This window comes from Rummeliibacillus sp. GQ308 (assembly GCF_059759115.1).
In genome coordinates this window covers 1-18,180 of record NZ_JCAXDQ010000005.1, presented here as the reverse complement: position 1 = coordinate 18,180, position 18,180 = coordinate 1, and the positions used below count along the sequence as shown (strand labels likewise).

Annotated in this window: 18 protein-coding genes and 8 tRNA genes; 25 read left to right on the top strand and 1 reads right to left on the bottom strand. The window is 39.1% G+C overall.

Features of this window, described 5'->3' with window-relative positions:
• The first annotated feature begins 65 nt into the window (after positions 1-65).
• The 6 genes from AC6CHJ_RS14585 to AC6CHJ_RS14560 all read left to right on the top strand — a co-directional run bounded on the left by AC6CHJ_RS14585 (position 66) and on the right by AC6CHJ_RS14560 (position 7,393).
• Complete coding sequence (locus tag AC6CHJ_RS14585; protein ID WP_498289106.1) at positions 66-1,133, top strand: D-alanine--D-alanine ligase; 1,068 nt, start codon at positions 66-68, stop codon at positions 1,131-1,133.
• A gap of 22 nt (positions 1,134-1,155) precedes the next feature.
• Entirely contained in the window at positions 1,156-2,529 is a 1,374-nt protein-coding gene (locus AC6CHJ_RS14580; RefSeq protein ID WP_498289104.1) for a UDP-N-acetylmuramoyl-tripeptide--D-alanyl-D-alanine ligase, read from the top strand.
• A 178-nt stretch (positions 2,530-2,707) separates the two neighbouring features.
• Complete coding sequence (locus AC6CHJ_RS14575; RefSeq protein WP_249774941.1) at positions 2,708-3,403, top strand: alpha/beta hydrolase; 696 nt, start codon at positions 2,708-2,710, stop codon at positions 3,401-3,403.
• A 345-nt stretch (positions 3,404-3,748) separates the two neighbouring features.
• On the top strand, positions 3,749-5,275 hold the full coding sequence (cshA, locus tag AC6CHJ_RS14570; protein ID WP_280524629.1) for a degradosome RNA helicase CshA: 1,527 nt from the start codon (positions 3,749-3,751) through the stop codon (positions 5,273-5,275).
• 128 nt (positions 5,276-5,403) lie between these two features.
• Positions 5,404-5,877, top strand: coding sequence for a PH domain-containing protein (locus tag AC6CHJ_RS14565; RefSeq protein ID WP_147197135.1), 474 nt, complete (start codon positions 5,404-5,406; stop codon positions 5,875-5,877).
• Entirely contained in the window at positions 5,870-7,393 is a 1,524-nt protein-coding gene (locus AC6CHJ_RS14560; protein WP_498289102.1) for a PH domain-containing protein, read from the top strand. The genes AC6CHJ_RS14565 and AC6CHJ_RS14560 overlap by 8 nt, the downstream gene beginning before the upstream one ends.
• A gap of 34 nt (positions 7,394-7,427) precedes the next feature.
• Here the strand turns inward: AC6CHJ_RS14560 and AC6CHJ_RS14555 are convergent, their stop codons facing one another.
• Positions 7,428-8,036 (bottom strand): rhomboid family intramembrane serine protease, encoded by a 609-nt coding sequence (locus AC6CHJ_RS14555; RefSeq protein ID WP_066790283.1) that lies wholly within the window; start codon positions 8,034-8,036, stop codon positions 7,428-7,430.
• Between the two features lie 68 nt (positions 8,037-8,104).
• Here AC6CHJ_RS14555 and acpS point away from each other — a divergent pair, with 68 nt between their 5' ends.
• The 19 genes from acpS to AC6CHJ_RS14460 all read left to right on the top strand — a co-directional run bounded on the left by acpS (position 8,105) and on the right by AC6CHJ_RS14460 (position 18,121).
• Complete coding sequence (gene acpS / locus AC6CHJ_RS14550) at positions 8,105-8,458, top strand: holo-ACP synthase (protein ID WP_066790282.1); 354 nt, start codon at positions 8,105-8,107, stop codon at positions 8,456-8,458.
• 35 nt (positions 8,459-8,493) lie between these two features.
• A complete protein-coding gene (locus AC6CHJ_RS14545; RefSeq protein WP_066790280.1) occupies positions 8,494-9,783 on the top strand; it encodes a prolipoprotein diacylglyceryl transferase in 1,290 nt (429 codons plus the stop codon).
• Between the two features lie 174 nt (positions 9,784-9,957).
• A complete protein-coding gene (alr, locus tag AC6CHJ_RS14540) occupies positions 9,958-11,082 on the top strand; it encodes an alanine racemase (protein WP_498289100.1) in 1,125 nt (374 codons plus the stop codon).
• A gap of 204 nt (positions 11,083-11,286) precedes the next feature.
• The gene (locus AC6CHJ_RS14535; protein ID WP_236717644.1) at positions 11,287-11,571 is read left to right on the top strand and encodes a transcriptional regulator; all 285 of its coding nucleotides are present in this window, start codon (positions 11,287-11,289) and stop codon (positions 11,569-11,571) included.
• A 4-nt stretch (positions 11,572-11,575) separates the two neighbouring features.
• Positions 11,576-11,926 (top strand): type II toxin-antitoxin system PemK/MazF family toxin, encoded by a 351-nt coding sequence (locus AC6CHJ_RS14530; RefSeq protein ID WP_066790273.1) that lies wholly within the window; start codon positions 11,576-11,578, stop codon positions 11,924-11,926.
• 296 nt (positions 11,927-12,222) lie between these two features.
• Positions 12,223-12,636, top strand: coding sequence for an anti-sigma regulatory factor (locus AC6CHJ_RS14525; protein ID WP_147197141.1), 414 nt, complete (start codon positions 12,223-12,225; stop codon positions 12,634-12,636).
• 190 nt (positions 12,637-12,826) lie between these two features.
• Complete coding sequence (locus AC6CHJ_RS14520; protein ID WP_147197143.1) at positions 12,827-13,168, top strand: STAS domain-containing protein; 342 nt, start codon at positions 12,827-12,829, stop codon at positions 13,166-13,168.
• Positions 13,155-13,625 carry an anti-sigma B factor RsbW gene (rsbW, locus tag AC6CHJ_RS14515; RefSeq protein WP_066790267.1) on the top strand — a complete coding sequence of 157 codons (471 nt, stop codon included), beginning with the start codon at positions 13,155-13,157 and terminating at the stop codon, positions 13,623-13,625. The genes AC6CHJ_RS14520 and rsbW overlap by 14 nt, the downstream gene beginning before the upstream one ends.
• On the top strand, positions 13,603-14,382 hold the full coding sequence (sigB, locus tag AC6CHJ_RS14510) for an RNA polymerase sigma factor SigB (protein ID WP_066790265.1): 780 nt from the start codon (positions 13,603-13,605) through the stop codon (positions 14,380-14,382). Before rsbW ends, sigB begins: the two co-directional genes overlap by 23 nt.
• Before the next feature lie 103 nt (positions 14,383-14,485).
• Positions 14,486-16,639, top strand: coding sequence for a Tex family protein (locus tag AC6CHJ_RS14505; RefSeq protein ID WP_498289098.1), 2,154 nt, complete (start codon positions 14,486-14,488; stop codon positions 16,637-16,639).
• 181 nt (positions 16,640-16,820) lie between these two features.
• On the top strand, positions 16,821-17,276 hold the full coding sequence (locus tag AC6CHJ_RS14500; protein WP_147197147.1) for a SprT family protein: 456 nt from the start codon (positions 16,821-16,823) through the stop codon (positions 17,274-17,276).
• Between the two features lie 98 nt (positions 17,277-17,374).
• Positions 17,375-17,451: transfer RNA gene (locus tag AC6CHJ_RS14495), tRNA-Asn, on the top strand.
• A gap of 1 nt (position 17,452) precedes the next feature.
• Positions 17,453-17,524, top strand: a tRNA-Glu gene (locus tag AC6CHJ_RS14490).
• A 10-nt stretch (positions 17,525-17,534) separates the two neighbouring features.
• Positions 17,535-17,611: transfer RNA gene (locus AC6CHJ_RS14485), tRNA-Asp, on the top strand.
• Between the two features lie 7 nt (positions 17,612-17,618).
• A tRNA-Gln gene (locus tag AC6CHJ_RS14480) sits at positions 17,619-17,693 on the top strand.
• Between the two features lie 17 nt (positions 17,694-17,710).
• A tRNA-Lys gene (locus AC6CHJ_RS14475) sits at positions 17,711-17,786 on the top strand.
• A 62-nt stretch (positions 17,787-17,848) separates the two neighbouring features.
• A tRNA-Leu gene (locus tag AC6CHJ_RS14470) sits at positions 17,849-17,934 on the top strand.
• A gap of 12 nt (positions 17,935-17,946) precedes the next feature.
• Positions 17,947-18,023 (top strand) — tRNA-Arg (locus tag AC6CHJ_RS14465).
• Positions 18,024-18,047: 24 nt separating this feature from the next.
• Positions 18,048-18,121 (top strand) — tRNA-Gly (locus AC6CHJ_RS14460).
• Positions 18,122-18,180: the final 59 nt, after the last annotated feature.

Below are 18,180 nucleotides of genomic sequence, written 5' to 3'. Positions count from 1 at the left end.
TATTTTATGATGTAAATAAGTCGTGTTAAAATGGGAAGTAGAAAAAACTTGGAGGAATATAAAGAATGAAAAGAAAATTAGGCTTGTTATATGGTGGTAAATCAGCAGAACATGATGTGTCATTATCAACTGCCAAGGCTGTCATTCAAGCATTGAATTTTGATCAATATGATGTGTTTCCAATTTACATCACGCGCGAGGGAGAATGGCGAAAAGGCGCACAACTAACAATGCCTGTAGAAAATACGGATGACTTAGTATTCCAAATGGATGGAAACGAAGAAAAACCCAATGATATATCAAGTTTCTTAGTATCAGATGAGAAACCGTTTGATGTGATCTTCCCGCTACTGCACGGTACGAATGGTGAAGACGGTACTGTTCAAGGATTGCTAGAAGTATTGAATTTGCCTTACGTTGGCAATGGTGTTTTGGCTTCAGCGGCGGGTATGGATAAAGTCGTAATGAAACAATTATTCGAAGTAGCTGGTCTGCAACAAGTGCCATATGTGTACTTTATCCGTAAAGAATGGCAGAAGAAGCAGGAAGAACTGCTGAAAGAAATGGAAGATAAGCTCTCTTGGCCAATGTTTGTAAAACCTGCTAACTTAGGGTCTAGTGTAGGTATCAGTAAGGCAACTAATCATGAAGAGCTAATCAAAGCAGTGGATCTTGCTTTGAAATATGACCGAAAAATTGTCGTAGAAACAGGCATTACTGCACGTGAAGTAGAGATGGCCGTACTGGGCAATGACGAACCAAAGGTATCTGTTCCAGGTGAAATTAAACCAGTCACAGATTTCTATGATTATGATTCCAAGTACAATGATAATCAAACAGATCTATTGATTCCAGCACCTGTATCAGATAGCGTGATTGCTAATATGTCCGATATGGCTAAACGTGCATTTAAAATTATAGATTGTTCTGGACTTGTCCGTGCTGATTTCTTTGTGACAACAGAGGATGAGATATATATTAACGAAATAAACACAATGCCTGGCTTTACGCCTGTCAGCATGTATCCAATTCTTTGGCAAAATACAAATCTCTCTTATAGCGATTTAATCGAAGAGTTGATTTCTTTAGCCATTGAACGCCATGAAGAAAAGCAACAACTTCAATACCAATAAAAAAGATTGAGTGTGATTTCTTGTGAAAAAAACATTGCAGCAAATTGCAGATTGGTTAGAACTTGACCAAAAAATGGATGAACGCCTGGTGACAGGGGTATCCATCAATACACGTACATTAGAAGAAGGCGACTTGTTTATACCGTTTCGTGGCGAAAAAACAAACGGTCATAAATATGTAGCTCAAGCCTTTGAAAATGGCGCAGTAGCTTCTCTTTGGCAAAAAGATGAGCCGAATCCACCGCAAGATGTGCCATTGCTATTTGTAGAAGATCCAGAGAAAGCTTTACAGCAAATGGCGGTTAAATATCGCGGAGAACATCTGGCTACATTCATCGGCATTACGGGGTCGAATGGGAAAACATCTACCAAAGACCTTTTAGCTGGAACGCTCTCTCCCTACTTTAAAGTTCAAAAGACAGAAGGTAACTTTAATAACCAACTTGGCTTGCCATTAACAATCCTTTCTTTAGATGAGGATACACAGTTTGCTATTTTAGAAATGGGTATGGATGGCTACGGACAGATTGAATTTTTATCAAAAATGGCAAAGCCAATGTTCACTGTTATCACCAATATTGGTGAAGCGCATATGGAAGCGCTGGGTTCTCGAGAAGGTATCGCCAAAGCCAAATTTGAGATTATTCAAGGTCTCTTGCCAGAAGGAAAGCTATATTATGATGGCGATGAGCCATTGCTACAACAATTAGTGGCAAAAGAGGCACATCTAAATACAAAATCCTTTGGTACCGGCCCATCCAATGACCTTCAGGTAAGCTGGATGGAGACAACAAAAGAAGGCAGTGTGTTCTGTGTAAAAGGAATGGTAGAAGGGGAGTTCTTTATTCCTGTTCTAGGTCAGCACCAAGTAAAGAACACGTTAGCCGCAATCTTGATTGCGCAGCAGGTTGGTTTAACTGACGAAGAAATTCGCAATTCTTTAGAAAATGTTTCTTTAACGAATATGCGGATGCAACTTGTAAATGGAGAGCAGGGCACTTTATTTGTAAACGATGCCTATAATGCTGCTCCTACTTCAATGAAAGCTGCACTAGAATTCATGAAGACAACCACCATGCGCAAGGACAAATGGATTGTACTTGGCGACATGCTGGAGCTAGGCCAATTGGAACAGCAATACCATGAGGATTTAGCGGTGGAGATAGACTTGCAAGCCATCCATCATATTTGTTTATATGGACCTCGCATGAAACATCTCTACGAAATGCTGAAAAACCAGGTGTCAGCAGAACGTCTCATCTGGACAGAGCAGGATTATGAGCCCATCATCGACAGCATCCGCTCACAAGCGGACGAACATTCGATCATTCTCCTAAAAGGTTCACGCGGCATGGCTTTAGAGCATATATTAAAAGCATTCACGAAAGAGGATTAAAGAGAAAGCGTTTAGGGAAGACTAATTTTCCTAGGCGTTTTTTTTATCTTGTGTTCACTGGAATAAAACCTCCATCCGTCTTTTATTGCCTTACGGATATGAGGAGGAGGGAATACTGCCGCCCCCGAATATCCTCCTTGTCAGCGGATAAAAGTCTCAACAATGAGGAGGAACGAATTTGAAAATCGGTGTCTTATGCTTGCACGGTTTTACAGGTGGACGACATGAAATCAAGACGTTTACTCAATATCTAGAACAACAAACAGATTGGATTCTCCATGTCCCCGTTTTATCTGGACACGGCGACAAACTTAATCTTAGTCACTATACAGCAGAGCATTGGTTAATGGATGCAGAAATAGCCTACAGACGATTGTATAAGAAAGTAGATATGGTCTACATAGTAGGCTTCTCTATGGGTGGGATTATCGCTATGTATTTGGCATTGCGTTATAAAGTTCAAGCTCTTGTTCTCTTGAGTCCCGCAGCCAGATATATTCGCACTAAACAATTTGCGATTGATTTAAGTAAATTATTTATGGATACACTTCATGGAGATTATGAAAAAAATGATTTATTTCGGCTGTATGAAAAAAAGGTTATAGAGGTTCCCTTACATTCGGTGACAGAATTCACGCGCCTAGTACGTATAGTGTCGCCATATTATCGCAAAATAAATACACCGGTTTGTTTTGTACAAGGTAAAAAAGATGAGCTTGTTCCATATGGCACAGCAACTTACCTATACCAAACTGTAGCAAGCAAAAAGAAAGAATTAATCTTCTCCCCTGAAGGAAAACATCTCATCTGTTACAGCGATGATACAAAAGAGTGGTTTCCAAAGGTGTTAGAGTTTATGAGAGGGTGTGTATAAATAAATAAAGTATATAGAGTTTCATGTACGTTATAATTGCAAGAAAGTATTTACCGTGTTAGAATATTGAAAGCAATGGATACATTTTGTGCGGAGACTCTCCAAATGGATGGAGAGTACTTTTTTTTGAACATTACGGTTTATTCTACATTTATTATGAAATGTTTCAGAATTAAACCGCTCGGCAAAGACCGGGCTTTCCCTTTTTATATAAAATTCCTCTGTAAAATGCAGAGATAGTATATGTAACGGAAACGTTCCTACCATAAAGGCTCGATTTGCCCTATATTCATCTGAAAATGTAACCATTTGTCAACTGCATAGCAAAGAAGGAGAATGAGAAGTTTGACAAATTTTTCAGAATTAAATATTAGCGCTTCTACACAAAGATCCCTAAAACGTATGGGATTTGAAGAAGCTACACCCATCCAAGAAGGCACTATTTCATATGCCCTAGAAGGACGCGACATTATCGGTCAAGCACAAACAGGTACTGGTAAAACTGCTGCTTTTGGGATTCCGCTTATTGAAAAAGTCGACCCTAAAAACCCAGTCGTACAGGCTTTAATTATTGCCCCAACTCGCGAACTAGCGATTCAAAGCTCAGAAGAACTTTACAAAATTGGATATGACAAACGCGCTCGCATCCTTTCAGTTTATGGTGGCCAAGATATTAGCCGTCAAATTCGCGCGCTTAAAAACAAGCCTCAAATTATTGTGGGTACGCCTGGTCGTATTCTAGACCATATCAAACGTCGTACGCTAAAACTAGAAAACGTTGAAACACTTGTTTTAGACGAAGCGGACGAAATGTTAAACATGGGCTTCATTGAAGATATCAACACAATTTTAGAAAACGTGCCATCAGAACGACAAACATTGTTGTTCTCTGCTACAATGCCTGCACCAATTCGTAAAATTGCAGAAACTTTCATGAAGGAACCAGAAATTGTTAAAATTAAATCAAAAGAAATGACAGTTGAAAATATCGATCAATACTTCGTAAAAGCACAAGAACGCGAAAAATTCGATGTTTTATCTCGTCTTTTGAATGTGCATCAACCGGAATTGGCTATTGTCTTTGGACGTACAAAACGTCGTGTAGATGAGCTAGCACATGCTTTAAATATTCGCGGTTATTTAGCAGAAGGCATTCATGGTGACTTAAGCCAAGCAAAACGTCTATCTGTACTGCGCCAATTTAAAGAAAATAAAATCGATATTCTTGTAGCAACAGATGTTGCTGCTCGTGGTTTGGATATCTCAGGCGTAACACATGTGTACAACTTTGATATTCCACAAGATCCTGAAAGCTATGTTCACCGTATTGGACGTACTGGCCGTGCCGGCAAATCAGGCCTTGCTGTTACATTTGTGACACCACGTGAAATGGGTTATCTGCGCATCGTTGAAGAAACAACGAAAAAACGCATGACGCCACTAAAACCACCTACTGCTGATGAAGCGTTGGTTGGCCAACAAGCTCTTGCAGTAGAGCAATTAAAAGAACTAGTAGAGAAAAATCATCTAAGTGATTATAGAGCGATGGCAGAAGAACTGTTGACTACACATGATGCAGTTGATTTAGTAGCTGCTGCTTTGAAATCTCTAACAAAAGAACCTGATGATACACCAATCAAAATTACTGAAGAACGTCCATTACCTATGCGTCGCACATCTTCTCGCGGCAACAGTAATGGTGGAGGTCGTAGTCAAGGTCGTGGCAATTACCGTGGCAATAGAAACGGTAGCTCTCGCGGTGAACGTGGAGAACGCAGCGGCAGCGGTCGCCGCAGCGATCGCAGCAGTAGCCGTCGTGAAGGTGGACGCCGTGATAGCGGACGTCGCCAACCTCGTCGTAGCGAAGACTAATATACAAAACATCTTGTTTCGAGCAGTCGAAGCAAGATGTTTTTTTTATGAAACAAAAGCAACTATCATACCGTATAGTAGAAGTAGGTAAAAAGCGCGAAGATTAAAAGAAGGGAAGTGTTCTAAGATTGCAGCCTAAATATCAACTATCTAAGAAGGGGTTAACGGTTTGGCGTATACATGCGGCGATTGAAAGTCTCAGTGTATTAGTAATCGCTCTCATTGCATGCGCACTCACTTATTATTTTGAGGGTCCGTACTGGATCTATGCAGTAAGCATTGCAGTCGTTATTATCTATAGTTTTTTAAATATGTATTTATTTCCAAACATTCGCTGGGATCATTGGCGATATGAAGTGAGAGAACAAGAGATTGAAATTCAACACGGCCTTTTTATTGTCAAGCGCACATTGATTCCCATGGTGCGTGTGCAGCATGTTGACTCTTCTCAGGGTCCCATATTAAAGCATTACCATTTGGCGAGCATTTCTATTTCCACAGCTGCCACTATACATACCATCCCTGCTTTAACGGTAGAGGAAGCAGATGGATTGCGAGCGAGTATTTCAGAATTGGCAAGGGTGGCAGAAGACGATGTCTAATAAAATGAATCATCTCCATCCCATTACTATTCTAATTGGTTTTCTTCAAACCTTAAAAGGCTTGGTGATTCCAGGGGTTGTAATCTTGGTCGGCAATGGATTTCGCTATTCATTTAGTCCGGGCAGTCCAAAATTTATGGTTACCCTTTTGCTGTTTTCAGGTATCTTGTTGCTATTAGTCCTTATTTTGATTTTCTCTTTTATAAAGTGGAAGAAGTTTGTTTATTGGTTTGAAGAGGAAGAATTGAGAATAGAATATGGCTTATTCGTAAAAAAGAAGCGCTATATCCCTCTAGAACGAATACAGAGCCTAAATTATAAAGAAAGCTTACTACATCGTCTATTTGGGCTAGTAAAAGTAAAGATTGAAACAGCGGCCGATAGCGGAGAGGCGGAAGCAGATCTGACTGCTATCACTAGAAGTCAAGCTGATCTGATTGAGGCGCAAGTGAAGCGAGCAAAAGAACACCATCATTTTGAAAAGGCATCAGAAAATGACACACCTATCCTTGCGAAGGATGATAAGGAAGAACAGATACCGACCCGTACATTGGTTCATCAAATGTCCCAAAAAGATCTGTTGGTGCTGGCCACAACATCTAGCAGTATTGGTGTTGTATTTTCAGGTTTGGCTGCTGTGCTATCACAATTAAACGATTGGATTCCGTATGATCAAATATATGGAGAAGTGAAAAACTATATAAAATTTGGTTTCGTACTTATTTGTGTTATAACGCTTCTCATTTTATTTGTATCATGGATGCTATCTGTTGCCATTACGTTTATCAATAATTTTGGCTTTCGTATAGAGAAAGAGGAGCAGCGGCTCTTCGTGTCGAAAGGGTTACTAGAGAAAAAAAGACTCACTATTCCTTTGAATAGGATACAAGGGGTTCGCATTGTGGAGTCGCCGTTTAGACAGTTGTTCGGATATGTCTCGATTGTTATTGAGAGTGCTGGAAGTTCTGGTGAGAAAAATGAAAAGAAAATTGTTCTGCTTCCACTCATTAAAAAGAAAAATAGCTTTTTCATCTTACGAGAAATTTTCCCGAATGGTATTTGGACGGAGCCTCAATTAATAAAAGCACCACAAAGAGCTTTATTTCGTTATATAAAAATCCATCTTTATTGGTCTATCCCGCTTGCAGCAGCTTTATGTTTCTTCCTCTTTCCTTACGGGGCATGGTCTTTAATTTTAATACCGATTGCTGTGTTGCTAGGGTATTGGCAATATCGCACTGCAGGGTTTAACATTACCTCCCAGCAGCTTACGATTGTTGAAAGAGGACTTAGCCGAACAACGCTTGTTGTGTGGAAAAAGAGAATTCAATCTCTCACGATGTCCCAAAGCTACTATGCGAAACAAAAGCATGTCGCTTCTGCTAAAGTTGTGATGATGTCAGGAAAGACAGGAAGTCATGCGAAGGTTAGACATTTTGATGATGAGAGAGTAAAAGATATTTTTGAATGGTATAAGCCGAATGACAGAGAAAGTGAACATACAAAAAGCTGGTAGAGTTTCTTAGAAACCTCACCAGCTTTTATGTATATTAATTTTTTTTAATCCAGCGAAGGACACGCTTGGGATGAAAGTCAAATAACCCGATAATCAATCCAGTCACTAATCCTGCAATATGTGCAGTTGCGTTCACATTGGGCTGCAAGAAAGTCATAATAACAGAGATCACAACAATCGGCATAATTATTTGTTTAAGCTGCGGCATGGTCTTTCGCGTATAGTACACCAATGCCAAAAAGGCGCCGAACAAACCAAAAACCGCACCGCTTGCCCCATAGCTCACATAATTTGCTGGCTGGATTAAATACGAAACGACATTCCCCATGAAACCAGATACAAAATAAATAGTGAAGAATCGGAGTTTTCCGGCAAGACGCTCTAACTCAGGACCGAAAACGTACAATGAAAACATATTAAAGAGCAAGTGGAAAAATCCTCCGTGGATAAACATAGAAGTGAGCAGCCGCCAATATTCGCCATCAGCAATTAAATAATTTGCTGCTGCGCCTTTAATAACAATATTGAGGCCTAACGGAGGAATGAGCCCAATTAAATAGACTGCGATATTAATACCTATTATTATCGAAATCACCGGATATAATAATATGTATTGTGAAAGTTTTTCTGTCCGATTAAACATGTATTCACCTCAACTTTAATATGATTATTATACATTGTTTTAATGGCTGAATGAAAGGAGAAACCAAGTTGATCAAAGGAATAGGACTAGATATAGTAGAAATCTCTCGAATAATGAAAGCGAATGATCTCAATCCACATTTCAAAGAAAGAATCCTCACAAAAAATGAATTAGCGATTTTCAATCAGTTAAAAACAAGACGCCAACTAGAATTTCTTGCAGGCAGGTTTTCAGCTAAAGAAGCATATTCAAAGGCAAACGGCACAGGAATTGGAAAGGAGTGTTCATTGCAGGATATTGAAATTTTGCCAAACGACAAAGGCCAGCCGATATTATATTTTAAACAAGAAATTGTCCAAGGCTTTGTAAGTATTACGCATTCAAAGGAGTATGCGGCCGCTCAAGTTGTACTGCTTGCATAAAACGTAGAGCTCGTTCATAGGATGTCTTATGGAAAATGAGAAAGGATGGGGTTTTGCGAAAACTTCTCACACTAGGATTGCTTTGTTTCGCAGCAGTATTGATGTTAGCAGCATGTGGATCAGATTCAAAGGAGGATATTGTCAAAAAGACAAGCAAGAAATGGGCGGATTCAAAGGGCTATGAAGTCAAAGCAAATATGGAAATTAAAACAACAGGTGATACTAAAAAGTATAACGTTGATGTATGGCATACGAAGCCAGAATTTTACCGTGTAGCTGTTTCAGAAGAAGGACAAGAAACATCTCAAATGATTATCCGCAATGAAGAAGGAGTGTTTGTAGTTACGCCTTCGATGAAAAAGACGTACAAGTTCCAAAGTGATTGGCCAAAGCAAAACAGCCAGGGCTACTTAATCAATTCTTTGGCGAAAGATTTAGCCTCTGATTCACAGGCTACTATGAAAGAAACAAAGGATTCATACATCTTTAAAGCGAAGACACGTAATACACATTCGAAGATGTTGCCAACACAACAGGTCTACATTAATAAAAAGACCTTGCTACCTACGAAAGTAGTTGTGTTAAACGAAGCAAGTGAAGAGCAAATCAAAATCACCTTCAAAAAAATCACGTTAGGCGTTGCTAAAAAAGCTGGGGATTATGACTTGCAAGATTTCACAAAACCTAGCGACTCAGATGAGGCGAACAAAGATAAAGCTAATGTAGATGAGAAAGCCGCAGAAGATGCAGCTAAAGATGCAGACGGAGAAGCTACTGCAGAGGAAAATAAAGAAGGTAATACAGAAGGAAAAACAGAAGGAACAGATGACAAAGCAGCTGTAAATGAAGAGGAAGCAGCAGGCGAAACAGCTCAAGAAGAGGCTGCGGAAGATAATGCTTCTAATGAAGAAAGCACAGCTGATGAAAACGGTGAAAAAGTGGCAACTTCAGCAGATGCAGATGCCTCTGGTGAAGAAGCTACCAATACAGATTTCGAAACGCACTATCCGGTAGTAGATTGGAATTTAAAATTAACTGATGAAAAATCAATGAACACAACTGCTGGTACTCGTAAAATTTTATCATTCGAGGGAGATAAGAGCTTCACTATTATTCAAGAAAAAACAACTAGAGCGGAACAACTGTATATTCCAGTATTCTCTCCGGGAGACCCTGCTGATCTAGGATTTACTGTAGGAGCGATCACGGACAACTCTATTAGCTGGGAAGCAGATGGCGTATCATACTTTATCGCCTCAAACGATCTAAGTAAGACGGAGTTAGTAGAAGTAGCATCCTCAATGGTAAATGGAGAAATGAAATAGTAAGGGAAGTATCGCTCAGTAAGATTGTAGAATTTCTTACTGAGTGATAGTCCCTTTTTGTTGCAGAAATCAATCTTCTTATCATGAACGATGAGCTATATTATTACATCATTATGTTTGACCAAATCCTTGGTTGGGACGATAATAGATAAAAACTAATAAGAGGGTATAGACATGCAAGGAAATGAAATATTTCGACCTACTAAGGCAATTATTGATTTATCAGCTATTCGCCATAATATTGTAAACTTGCGTAAGCATTTACATTCAGATGTCTCTGTTATCGCAGTAGTAAAAGCAAATGCTTACGGACATGGCGATGTACAGGTGGCCAAAGAGGCACTAAAAGCAGGTGCTACTATTTTAGCAGTAGCCACCCCTGAAGAAGCATTGCATTTACGGCAGGAAATACCGCACACTCCAATCATGATTTTAGGTGCTTCTCCAATTGTTTTTGCGCCTATCGCAGCAAAAGAAGCCATTATCCTAACTGTTTTTTCAGAGGATTGGGTACGCAAAGTGGCTCCATTAGCCAAAGATTTCGAAAAGCCGCTTAAGGTTCATATAAAAGTTGATAGCGGGATGAATCGTATTGGTGTGCGCCAAGAAAAAGAATTACAGGCTGTATATGATGCGGCCAAAATGGTTAATAATATAGAAGTGGATGGTATTTTCACACATTTTGCTACAGCGGATGAAGAGAATCAAGAGCAGTACGAAATGCAATTGGCGATATTCCAAAAGATGATTGCCAGCTTACCTGAAAAACCACGCATAGTGCATGCTGCAAATACAGCTGCTGCATTAGTTAAAGAAAGTGCCCAATTCGATGCTGTGCGTTTTGGGATTTCTATGTACGGACTTGCACCATCTACTTATATTGAAGAAAATCTTCCATACCCTTTAAAAGAAGCGCTCGCATTAGAAAGTGAATTAGTACATGTGAAGAAAATTCAAAAGGGCGACAGAGTCGGCTATGGAGGTACATATATAGCAAAAGAAGACGAGTGGATTGGTACATTGCCAATAGGCTATGCCGATGGTTTGCTGCGTTGTCTTTCTGGTCAAGAAGTTTTAATAGAGGGTAAAAGGGTACCAATTGTAGGAAGGATCTGTATGGATCAATGTATGGTGCGCCTGCCTAAAAAGTATGAGATTGGTGAGAAAGTGACACTAATTGGCGAACAACATGGAAATGAAATTCATATACAAGAGTGGGCAGAGCGTCTTCATACAATCGTCTATGAAATACCATGTATGATTTCAGAGCGGGTTCCGCGGGTATATAAAGAGCAATAATCATTTTTTCTGGCTCGCGCCAACTTGAAGTGAAATATAAATAGCGATAAAGAGCAACAGAGTTTCCTAGTAGTCGACAAATTCAGAAAAAAAACCGCGATAATGTCAAATGCTTACTGATATTGTCTTTTCAATATTATATTTTAATGTTAGGATTATGATAGTTGAGAACATATTGGCGATTTGTTTCTGGAGGTGTTGGCTGTGAACCACAAAGGACTCGAAAACGTTCTGATTCAGATGCCAGAACGATTGGTTTCTGAAAGTATAGAACAAGCATATAGACAAATAGTATTAAAAGATGCAAATGATTTAGTATATATTCCGACAAAAAGATCTATTCATACGAAACAAAAAAATCACATGCGAGAAGCAATGGTTAAAGGATATGTAGAAATGTCACAGATTAACTTATCTATATGTAGTGAATGCTTACATGTTGAGTATGAAGCGGAACATATGGTGGAGCGACTCGTAAGCGGAGGATGAAAACTTGAACGTAAAACGTGGAGACGTTTTTTTTGCAGATTTATCACCAGTAGTCGGGTCTGAGCAAGGTGGCACCAGACCCGTACTGGTTATTCAAAATGATATCGGAAATCGATTTAGTCCAACTGTTATTATCGCAGCAATTACAGCTCAAATTCAAAAGGCAAAACTCCCAACTCATGTGGAAATTGACGCTAAGAAATATGGATTTGAACGGGATTCGGTTATTTTGTTGGAACAATTGCGGACGATCGATAAATCACGATTAACAGATAAAATCACGCAGCTAGATGGTCCTTTAATGGTAAAGGTAGAAGAAGCTTTGGAAATAAGTTTAGGGCTATTAAAATTTTAAGCATACATATTGAAACACCAGATGCTAGTCATCTGGTGTTTTTCTTTGTATCTTTACAACTTATTTACAATGAATATTCAAAAAATGGAGTGTAATATTTGTAACTATATTATACAATTAGAAAAAGAATCCATTATAGAAAAATTAAATATTTTCAGTTTATTTAACGTATAAACTATTAAGTCCCTAATCATCATATTTTTATATGATGACTGATTTGTGTGTGTGAAAAAGGGAAAATCTTCATCAGATATTAAACAGATTGTTATTAAATAAGGATTTGGAGGTAGGCGCTCATGGAAGGTTCTTCGATAGATATTTTAACGGAGTGGGATATTGTCACTGCACGGCAGCTTGGCCGCAAGGAAGCTAAGTCGATTGGATTCGATATTATTGACCAAGCACTTATTGCTACAGCGATTAGTGAATTAGCCAGAAACATTCACTTATATGCAGAGAGTGGGAAGATTGAAGTGAAAAAATTAATACAGGAAAAATCAGTTGGCATTTATGTAATAGCATCGGATAATGGACCAGGTATTCCACAAATCGATGAATTGTTACAAAAGGATTTGGCCACAACAAAAGGCATTGGGTTTGGGCTGCCTGGTGTAAAAAGAATCATGGACGAGTTTCAGTTAGATTCACAACTTACTATAGGAACAACCGTGAAAATTAAAAAATGGTTATCAATCAACAAAGAAGAATAAAAAAAATAAAAAAAGTTTTATTTTTAGGTTTAACCCTTATATAGTGCGGGTATTTCATATATGTTGGTCTAAAAATTGAAAGCAATAAATGATATACATACTTTCAAACAGGAACAATAACTTGTAGTATTTTAGTTAATGCATCGGTTTTTTATGCATTTTTATAGAGAACAATACAGGAGGGATAGAGATGGACTTTAAATTAGACGTAGTAGAAGAAACAGGAAAGGTTCAAGCAATTCTTCAAGGAGAAATAGATGCTTATACTGCTCCTGTTTTAAGAGAGCAATTGGATGGTATTTCTATATCAGAAGGCACTCAAGTAGAATTGAACTTTTCAAATGTAAATTATATGGATAGCACAGGTTTAAGTGTTATCGTTGCTTTTTATAAAAGCGTTGTAGCAAATGGTGGAGATATCGTACTTACTTGCCTATCTGAACGCCTAAAACGCTTATTTGACATCACAGGTTTAACGGATATTATGAACATCGAAGTTAGGAAGGTGATTTCAAACAATGAGAGAATTTGATTATATGGAGATGCGCGTTCCTGCTAAAACGCAATATGTTGGTGTTGCTCGACTTGCTATTTCAGGATTGGCGAACCGTGTAGGTTTTTCATATGATGATATTGAAGATGTGAAAATTGCAGCGAGTGAAGCAATCACCAATGCGATTCAGCACGCATATGCAGACAAAGAAGATGGAGAAGTTGTAATCGGCTGTGCCTTGTATAAGGACAAAATGGAAATCATGGTGGCCGACTATGGACGCAGTTTTAAATTCGAAGAGGTAAAAGAAAAGGTCGGTCCTTATCACGAAGAAGAAGATGTACAATTTATTCGTGAAGGAGGATTAGGTCTATACCTTATTGAAAGCCTTATGGATGAAGTGAAAGTACTCAACGACAATGGCGTGACTGTTTTCATGACAAAATTTGTATCACGAGAGCAGGTGAATGACCATGCGGAAACAATCTCCTTCTAGTTCGGCATCAAAAGAGCAAGTATTAGAATGGATCCAGCGTTTTCAACAAACTGAAGACGACGAGGCGCAAACTAATTTAGTTTTGCATTATCAATACTTGGTTGAATCCATCGCAAGAAAGTATTCTAATGGGCGCTCTTACCATGATGACATAGTACAAGTCGGCATGTTAGGCCTGCTTGGTGCTATTAGAAGGTTTGATTCTTCCTTTGGTCGTAGTTTTGAGGCTTTTGCGGTACCGACGATTATCGGTGAAATCAAACGCTACTTGAGAGATAAAACATGGGATGTCCATGTGCCAAGGCGTATTAAAGAACTTGGCCCCAAAATTAAAGCAGCTGTTGAGTTTTTAACAACCGAAACGCAACGTTCACCCCAAGTTGCAGAAATTGCAGAATATCTTGAAGTAGAAGAAGATGAAGTGTTGGAAGCGATGGAAATGAGCCAAAGTTATCAAGCACTTTCAATGGACAGACCTATTGATTCTGATGGCGATGGTAGCACTGCAACGTTATTTGATATAGTAGGGAAGCAGGATGATGAATACGAAAAGACAAACCGCCGTATTATTGTGGAAAACGCAATGAAGGAATTGTCAGAGAGAGAACGTCAAATTATTCAGCTTACATACCTTCAACAGCTTAGCCAGAAAGAAGCTGGGGAGATGCTGGGTATATCCCAAATGCATGTCTCAAGATTGCAGCGTAAAGCTATCAAGAAACTGCAACAAATTATTGTTGCGTCAGGTGGTATTTAAAAGAAGAACAGTTCAACTTTTGTTGAACTGTTCTTTTTTGTTGCGAATAAGCAATGGCTACTCTATGTTAAAATAGGGAAGTCAAAGGAAGGATAGTGAATAAATGGACACTCAAAAAATGCATCAGCTTATTGCGAAAGAAATCGGCATTCGCACACAACAAGTAGACCAAGTAATTCAATTGTTAGAAGCATCAAATACTGTACCCTTTATAGCTCGCTATCGAAAAGAAGCTACTGGATCACTAGATGAAGTCCAAATTAAAGCGATTGAAGATCGCTATCATTATGTAATGCAGCTAGAGCAACGTAAACAAGAGGTTCTGCGTATTATCGAAGAACAAGGGAAGTTAACTGAAGAACTTACAAAAGATATTAATGAAGCTACTGTTTTGAAACGTGTAGAAGATTTATACCGACCATACAAACAAAAAAGAAGAACAAAAGCAACGATTGCAAAGGATAAAGGACTTGAACCATTGGCTGATAGCCTATTGCAATTTAACCAAACAGAAGTAGAAACCCTAGCTCTGCCTTTTATTAATGAAAATGTAGAAAGTGTTGAAGAGGCCTTGCAGGGAGCGAGTGACATTTTAGCTGAGAGATTTGCTGATGATGCAGCAATAAGAGAAAGCATTCGTCAGATTTCTTGGAAACAGGGAGTCATTCAATCAACTGTGAAAGCTAAAGAACTCGATGAAAAAAGAGTATTTGAAATGTATTACGACTATCAAGAACCTGTAAATAAAATTGTTCCTCACCGAATTTTAGCTATTAATCGTGGAGAAAAAGAAGATATATTAAAGATTGGCATTGAAGTGCCGACTGAATCTATCTATCAATTCATGCGAAAAAAATGGATTGTATCCACATCATCACCTTCTTCCAAACTAGTTGAAGTGGCTATAGAGGATGCATATAAACGATTAATCCAGCCATCAATTGAGCGTGAGATACGCAATGAATTGACAGATAAAGCCGAAACACAGGCTATCCATATTTTTTCTGAAAATCTCAGAAATCTTCTATTGCAGCCTCCAATGAAAGGAAAGTATGTTTTAGGCGTAGACCCTGCGTATAGGACGGGCTGTAAATTAGCTGTAGTTGATGATACTGGTAAAATGCTTGAGATATCGGTTATTTATCCACATACAGCAAAAGCAGACATTAACAAATCCAAATCTATATTTAATGATTTGTTGAATCGCTATCCTATTTCTATTATTGCGATAGGGAACGGTACTGCATCCAGAGAGACAGAACAATTTGTTTCGGAATGTTTGAATGAATCCAATGCGAGTGCAGCTTATGTAATCGTTAATGAAGCAGGTGCAAGTGTTTACTCTGCCTCGCCAATTGCTAGAGAGGAATTCCCGGATTTACAGGTAGAACAGCGGAGTGCTGTCTCTATTGCAAGGCGATTGCAAGACCCACTAGCTGAGTTGGTGAAAATCGAACCAAAAGCTGTAGGTGTTGGCCAATACCAACACGATGTATCTCAAAAGAAACTTGCAGAACAACTCACCTTTATTGTAGAAACAGCAGTAAACCAAGTGGGGGTAGATGTGAATACAGCTTCTTCATCATTGCTTCAATATGTTTCAGGCCTATCAAAAACAGTAGCAGAAAATATTGTCAAAACAAGAGGAGAACAAGGAAAGTTTACTGCTCGCACGCAGTTAAAGAAAATACCTCGACTTGGTGCTAAGACTTATGAACAAGCTATTGGATTTTTAAGAATCCCAAATGCAAAGAATCCATTAGATTCAACTGCTATACATCCAGAGAGCTATGATTTAGCAAACCGCATATTAGAAGCGGTAGGGTTAGATAAAAAACAAATAGGCACGGCAGAGGCAGAACAAGCAATTGCAAATTTAAATATAAAAGAGCTAAGTAAAGAATGGGAGATTGGCGAAGTTACATTGAAAGATGTGATTGATTCATTAATGAAACCTTCTCGGGATCCGCGGGATGCTTTTCCACAGCCCTTGCTTAAAAAAGATGTTTTAAAAATGGAGGATTTACAGCCAGGAATGGAACTTCAAGGAACAGTCCGCAATGTAGTCGACTTTGGAGCGTTTGTCGACATTGGCGTAAAGCAAGATGGACTTGTCCATATCTCAAAGCTGAAAAAAGGTTTTGTTAAACATCCATTAGACGTAGTTTCATTGGGGGACATTGTCACTGTTTGGGTAGACAATGTAGAGAAGGATAAAGGTAGAATTGCTCTAACAATGCTTCCACCTAATCAATAATAATTAGTTTTTATATTTAAAGAGGCAAAGAAAATTAGCGGTGGTTTGTTATGAGGCAAGTACAGCCATCTGTCCATTTAAAATCTTAGCTTCCACCGCTAGTCTCTTTGTTTTTTCTTGCGTAAATAAAAAAAACAATATTCAAAACGAGAGTATACTTATTTATAAGGAGGGACATAATATGACAGATTGCGAACTACAAGAGCTCGTCTGCCAAATCTCCAAAGAAGTATTTCATAAACCATTTCGCCATCGGGCATATTTTAATTCTCGCCTCCGAACAACAGGTGGACGCTATTTGCTTAAATCTCATGATATAGAGGTTAACCCGAAAGCTTATGTGCAATTTGGTTTGAAAGAAGTAGAAGGAATCATCCGTCATGAGTTATGCCATTATCATCTTCATATAGAAGGAAAGGGATATAAACATCGTGATGCAGATTTTCGGACACTTTTAAAAGAAACAAATGCTCCTCGATTTTGTTCGAATTTAGAACAAAAGAAGAGACCGGTAAAGCGTGCTCAATATATCTATGTATGCACAGAATGCGGGTTAAGGTATAGCCGTAAGATACGTATGAACACAGATCGATATAGATGCGGCAAGTGTTTAGGGAAGCTAAAGATAATTAATTAAACTTTTTTTGAAATAAGGGTTGACGTTTTATGGACAACCCCTTATACTTATAAAAGTCGACAGGGTGATAACACGCTGACACGACAGAATAATACTTTTCCGAAGTAGCTCAGTTGGTAGCAGCATCTGACTGTTAATCAGAGGGTCGCAGGTTCGAGTCCTGCCTTCGGAGCCATGGCCCCTTGGTCAAGCGGTTAAGACACCGCCCTTTCACGGCGGTAACACGGGTTCGAATCCCGTAGGGGTCATTTTCATAACGGTCCGGTAGTTCAGCTGGTTAGAATGCCTGCCTGTCACGCAGGAGGTCGCGGGTTCGAGTCCCGTCCGGACCGCCATTATGAATGGGGTATAGCCAAGCGGTAAGGCAACGGATTTTGATTCCGTCATGCCCTGGTTCGAATCCAGGTACCCCAGCCATTCTTATTAATAGCTACGAGTCATTAGCTCAGTTGGTAGAGCATCTGACTTTTAATCAGAGGGTCGTAGGTTCGAATCCTACATGACTCACCATTTTTCTTCTTGACACATTAAGTTGAACATGCTAAAATAGTTATTGTTCGTTAAGTTGAAATGCGGTCGTGGCGGAATGGCAGACGCGCTAGGTTGAGGGCCTAGTCGGGGCAACTCGGTGGAGGTTCAAGTCCTCTCGATCGCACCAAAAATTATATATGCGCCCATAGCTCAATTGGATAGAGCGTCTGACTACGGATCAGAAGGTTGTGGATTCGACTTCTGCTGGGCGCACCATTTATTCAAAAATATATTAACTACGCGGGTGTAGTTTAGTGGTAAAACCACAGCCTTCCAAGCTGTTGTCGGGAGTTCGATTCTCCTCACCCGCTCCATTATATGAACCTTGAAAACTGAACAAGCAAGATGTTAATCATTTAAACTTACTAACAAC

Excerpts from the sequence above, each read along its gene's own strand:
- alr (WP_498289100.1), top strand. The coding sequence starts at position 9,958 with ATGCAAGGAAATGAAATATTTCGACCTACTAAGGCAATTATTGATTTA.
- rsbW (WP_066790267.1), top strand. The coding sequence starts at position 13,155 with ATGAGAGAATTTGATTATATGGAGATGCGCGTTCCTGCTAAAACGCAA.
- AC6CHJ_RS14545 (WP_066790280.1), top strand. The coding sequence starts at position 8,494 with ATGAGAAAGGATGGGGTTTTGCGAAAACTTCTCACACTAGGATTGCTT.
- AC6CHJ_RS14500 (WP_147197147.1), top strand. The coding sequence starts at position 16,821 with ATGACAGATTGCGAACTACAAGAGCTCGTCTGCCAAATCTCCAAAGAA.
- AC6CHJ_RS14560 (WP_498289102.1), top strand. The coding sequence starts at position 5,870 with ATGTCTAATAAAATGAATCATCTCCATCCCATTACTATTCTAATTGGT.
- AC6CHJ_RS14520 (WP_147197143.1), top strand. The coding sequence starts at position 12,827 with ATGGACTTTAAATTAGACGTAGTAGAAGAAACAGGAAAGGTTCAAGCA.
- AC6CHJ_RS14525 (WP_147197141.1), top strand. The coding sequence starts at position 12,223 with ATGGAAGGTTCTTCGATAGATATTTTAACGGAGTGGGATATTGTCACT.
- sigB (WP_066790265.1), top strand. The coding sequence starts at position 13,603 with ATGCGGAAACAATCTCCTTCTAGTTCGGCATCAAAAGAGCAAGTATTA.
- AC6CHJ_RS14585 (WP_498289106.1), top strand. The coding sequence starts at position 66 with ATGAAAAGAAAATTAGGCTTGTTATATGGTGGTAAATCAGCAGAACAT.
- AC6CHJ_RS14505 (WP_498289098.1), top strand. The coding sequence starts at position 14,486 with ATGGACACTCAAAAAATGCATCAGCTTATTGCGAAAGAAATCGGCATT.
- AC6CHJ_RS14555 (WP_066790283.1), bottom strand. The coding sequence starts at position 8,036 with ATGTTTAATCGGACAGAAAAACTTTCACAATACATATTATTATATCCG.